The organism is Streptomyces sparsus (assembly GCF_054776295.1).
Genome location: NZ_BAAHCA010000678.1, coordinates 1 through 2,675 on the forward strand (window position 1 = coordinate 1; position 2,675 = coordinate 2,675).

A 2,675-nucleotide genomic window follows, 5' to 3' on the forward strand; every position below is an offset into this window, starting at 1 on the left:
TGGGACGGTTGTCCCACCGGGCGCCTTCGTACGCCGTCACCCCGACCGGCCCGCCCGGGCAGGCGGGCCGCAGGGCTCGGAGGTGTGCGGACGGGCCCGAGGGCCCTCACCGCGGGGCTCAGAGAGCCGATCCGGCCTTCCAGTCCTCCCAGGACATGTTCCAGCCGTTGAGGCCGTTGTCCGGGGCGATGGTCTTGTCCGGGGAGTTCTTCACGACGACCAGGTCGCCGATCATGGAGTTGTCGTAGAACCAGGCGCCGTCGGTGGACTCGTCGTCAGCACCCTTGACGTCCTTGAGGCCCACACAGCCGTGGCTGGTGTTGCCGGAGCCGAAGGGGGCGCCCCAGTAGTTGCCGTGGATGAAGGTGCCGGAGGTGGAGAGGCGCATGGCGTGCGGCACGTCGGGGATGTCGTACTCACCCTCGCCGTCGTCGTCGGTGAAGCCGACCGTCGCGCCGTTCATCCGGGTCTCCTTGAACTTCTCGGAGATCACCATCTGACCGTTGTAGGTCGGGGTCTCCTCGCTGCCCGCGGAGATCGGGACGGTCTTCAGCTCCTTGCCGTCCCGGACGACCGTCATGGTGTGCGCCTTCACGTCCACGGTGCTGACCTGGGCGCGGCCCACGGTGAAGCTGAAGCTGCGGTCCTGCACACCGGTCACGCCGTTGGAGCCCTCGACACCGTCCAGGCCCATCTTGACGTCGACCTCGGAACCGGCCTTCCAGTAGTCCTTCGGCCGGAAGTCGAGGCGCTTGTCGTCGAACCAGTGGCCGACGATCTCCTGGCCGCCGGAGCTGCTGACCTCGATCGCGGACTGGACCGCCTGCTTGTTCGCGATCGGCTTGTCGAAGTTGATCGAGACCGGCATGCCCACGCCGACGGTCGAGCCGTCCTCGGGCGTGAAGTAGCCGATGAAGCTGTTGGCCGGCGAGACGGTGCTGAAGGTCGAGTTCTGGGTGGCCTCGCGGCCCTCCCCGTCCTTCGCGACGGCCTCGATGCGGTACTCGGTGGCCCGCTCCAGCTTGGTGGCGGGCTTCCACGTCTTGCGGTCTGCGCTGATCTCGCCCTCGACGGCGGTGCCGGCCTTGACGGCCGTCATGGTGACCTCGGTGAGCTCGCCGTCCTTGACGGTCACCTCGGCGTCGTTGTTGATGCCGGCGTTGTCGGCGCCGTTCTTCGGTGAGATGGATATTCGAGCGTCCGACGAGTTTTCCGCCACGGCCTTGTCGGCCTTCGACGGCTCCTCGCTCTTCTCGGCGCTCCCACCACCACCGCCACCGCCGCCGCTGCAGGCGGAGAGCACAAGGACGCCGCTGACGAGCGCCGCGGCGGTCGCGATGCTCCTGCGGTGTGTCCTGACCGGGTTCACTCGCATCTCCATACGCCTTCCAAGCCCCTGACTCCCGAGGACGACTCCGCCCGCAAAGCGGGCAAGTCACGTCACAGTCGTACGTAAGAGAACGCAACGGGGTCGCCGCTCGTTCCACCTGAAGCCGAATTGTGGGCCATGACACGCCGCTGTGTGTCGGGGACCACCTTCGGGACGCGCACCGCCCCGCCCCTGAGGCTTCGGGGCGGGGGCGCACGGGCGACGCGGGGAGTAGCGCGAGGGGGGCGCGGGAGGGTTACCGGGCGCCGAGGTGGGCGCGCCCTTCACCTCCGTCCGGGCTTCCCGGCCGACCGGAACCGGAATGGCCGTCGGCCGCCGCGAAGCGGCTGTGCTCGCCGCCGGACCGGTCGTACTCGTCGTAGCCGGACGGCTCGTCGGGGTCGGTGTCGAGGCTGTCGTCGAGTTCGTCGAACTGCCACTGCTCGGCGTCCGGGTCGTAGTCGACGGTCTCGCTGCTCCAGGAGGCCTGGGCGAGCTGCACCCCGGGAACGTCGCTGACCAGGTCGATCGGGTCGACGAGGTAGGCGACGGCTTCGGCCGGGTCGTCGCTGACCGCCGCGGTCGCGTGACCGCGCTCGTCGTCGGGCATGAGTTCGTCGCCGCGGATGTGGTCGAGGGCCGCCCGGCTCAGCTGTGCCGGGTCTGCGACCTCGAGCACGAGCTCGACCTGGAGCCGTACGTGGCGGGCGGAACCGGAGGCTTCTTCAGCGTTCATGCCACGGAGGGTAGGCGGCTTCTCCGCCCGGACTTCCCCACGACCCGCCGCCGTCGCTAACATCGGTCCCCGCACTGCTGTTTCACCGCACGAAGGGGGCCCGAGTGGCCGCACACCGCCGTCCGCTGGTGACCTCCGCCGTGGCGGGAGGGCTGCTCTGCGCGCTGTGGTTCGTGCCGACGGCGAAGGCGACGAACGAGACGGAGCCGCAGGCGTCCTCACCCCCGGCGGCGAGCACCACCCAGTCGGAGGCCGACCGTTCGGAGGCCGTCCGGGCGCAGGTCACCCGTTCGCAGGCCACCCGGTCGGAGGCCGGGCAGCCCGAGGCGGGCGGGCCGGAAGGCGGAGCAGCGGAGGGCACGGCCCCGAACGCGTCGCCGCGTCTCGCGGACACCGGCAGCTTCGACACCACGCCCTACCTGACCGGCGGCATCGCGTTCCTCGGCCTGGGCGCGGGGCTGGTCGTGCACGCCACCCGGCGCACGCGCCCCACTGCCTGAGCCGTGCGAGCCGCCTGAGCGTCCGGGCCGTCCGACTGTTCGTGGTCCGGGCCGGCACACGTTCGTGCCG

The 2,675-nt window shown here is 70.5% G+C and carries 3 protein-coding genes; 1 reads left to right on the forward strand and 2 read right to left on the reverse strand.

Annotated elements, in window-relative coordinates:
• Positions 1–118: 118 nt before the first annotated feature.
• Together ACYVE9_RS22005 and ACYVE9_RS22010 are read right to left on the reverse strand one after the other, a co-directional pair.
• A complete protein-coding gene (locus tag ACYVE9_RS22005) occupies positions 119–1,381 on the reverse strand; it encodes a L,D-transpeptidase (protein ID WP_461029621.1) in 1,263 nt (420 codons plus the stop codon).
• Positions 1,382–1,625: 244 nt separating this feature from the next.
• Entirely contained in the window at positions 1,626–2,105 is a 480-nt protein-coding gene (locus ACYVE9_RS22010; RefSeq protein WP_461029622.1) for a hypothetical protein, read from the reverse strand.
• A gap of 104 nt (positions 2,106–2,209) precedes the next feature.
• Between ACYVE9_RS22010 and ACYVE9_RS22015 the strand changes: the two genes are divergently transcribed.
• Complete coding sequence (locus ACYVE9_RS22015; protein WP_461029623.1) at positions 2,210–2,605, forward strand: hypothetical protein; 396 nt, start codon at positions 2,210–2,212, stop codon at positions 2,603–2,605.
• Positions 2,606–2,675: the final 70 nt, after the last annotated feature.

Coding starts and splice junctions, on each gene's coding strand:
- ACYVE9_RS22005 (WP_461029621.1), bottom strand. CDS start 1,381: ATGGAGATGCGAGTGAACCCGGTCAGGACACACCGCAGGAGCATCGCG.
- ACYVE9_RS22010 (WP_461029622.1), bottom strand. CDS start 2,105: ATGAACGCTGAAGAAGCCTCCGGTTCCGCCCGCCACGTACGGCTCCAG.